The organism is Chitinophaga sp. 01L420, assembly GCF_056399985.1.
The window spans coordinates 1-1,636 of record NZ_JBFTSK010000121.1; the positions used below are offsets into that span (position 1 = coordinate 1).

Annotated in this window: 1 protein-coding gene; it reads right to left on the reverse strand. The window is 47.3% G+C overall.

The genetic code is table 11. The features are described 5' to 3' along the window. Window position 1 precedes the first annotated feature (1 nt). The coding region (locus AC1DP6_RS36415) for a hypothetical protein (protein ID WP_477059298.1) at window positions 2–1,636 on the reverse strand (1,635 nt) is incomplete at its 5' end.

The window sequence follows — 1,636 nt, forward strand, 5'->3', positions numbered from 1 at the left end:
TTTACCTTTTACCTACCACAGACCAGGTGCCTTTAGCACCATATTCAGTAGGCTTGTTAGCAGCCATAGTGAAGATGGAGTCATTACAATGTAACTGATCAATGTTTGCTTTCGCAACAGCAGGAACATCGTAGTTAGTCAGCAGCACGGTGTCAGTAGTAGCAGCACAGGTACCGTTAGAGATAGTCCATACCAGTGTAGCAGTATGTCCAGCCAGTACTTTAACTTTTGTAGTATTTAAAGTGGTATCAGTAACAGTCACCCATGTTGGTTTACCTACCACAGACCAGGTGCCTTTAGCRCCATATTCAGTMGGCTTGTTRGCGGCCATGGTGAAGATAGAGTCGTTACAATGTAACTGATCCACGTTTGCTTTCGCAACAGCCGGWACATCGTAGTTRGTCAGCAGCACRGTGTCGGTAGTCGCMGCACAAGTACCATTAGAGATAGTCCATACCAGTGTAGCAGTATGCCCCGCCAGCACTTTCACTTTTGTAGTGTTTAAAGTGGTGTCTGTAATRGYCGCCCAYGTTGGTTTRCCYACCACWGWCCAKGTRCCTTTAGCRCCATATTCAGTMGGCTTGTTAGCCGCCATGGTGAAGATAGAGTCGTTACAATGTAACTGATCCACATTAGCTTTTGCTACTGCAGGTACATCGTAGTTAGTCAGCAGCACGGTATCGGTAGTCGCAGCACAAGTACCGTTGGAAATGGTCCATACCAGTGTAGCAGTATGACCCGCCAGCACTTTAACTTTTGTAGTGTTTAAAGTGGTGTCTGTAACAGTCACCCATGTTGGTTTACCTACTACTGTCCAGGTGCCTTTAGCGCCATATTCAGTAGGCTTGTTAGCAGCCATGGTGAAGATAGAGTCGTTACAATGTAACTGATCCACATTAGCTTTTGCTACTGCAGGAACATCGTAATTAGTCAGCAACACGGTGTCGGTAGTGGCGGCGCAGGTTCCGTTAGAGATAGTCCATACCAGTGTAGCGGTATGCCCGGCGAGTACTTTAACTTTTGTAGTGTTTAAAGTAGTGTCGGTAACAGTCACCCATGTTGGTTTACCTACAACAGACCAGGTGCCTTTAGCTCCATATTCAGTCGGCTTGTTAGCCGCCATGGTGAAGATAGAGTCGTTACAATGTAACTGATCTGCACCCGCAACCGCTTTGGAAGGTACTTCATAGTTGGTCAGTTCCACGATATCTGTAGTGGTCGCGCAGGTACCATTGGTGATGGTCCATACCAGTGACACGGTATGTCCTGCCAGCACTGTCACCTTGGTGGTATTTAAAGTGGTGTCAGCAATCGTAATCCAAGGTTGTTTACCGCCTACGATGGTCCATGCACCGCGTGCCCCAAATGCAGCTGGCTTATTAGCCGTCATGTTGAAGATAGAATCATTACAATGTTTCTGATCTGCACCTGCAACTGCTATGGAAGGAACTTCATAGTTGGTCAGTTCCACCATATCCGTAGTAGCCGCACAGGTACCATTGGTGATGGTCCATACCAGTGACACGGTATGTCCAGCCAGCACGGTCACCTTCGTATTATTTAAAGTAGTATCAGCAATCGTGATCCAGGGTTGCTTGCCACCTACAATAGTCCATGCACCGCGTGCACCCAATCC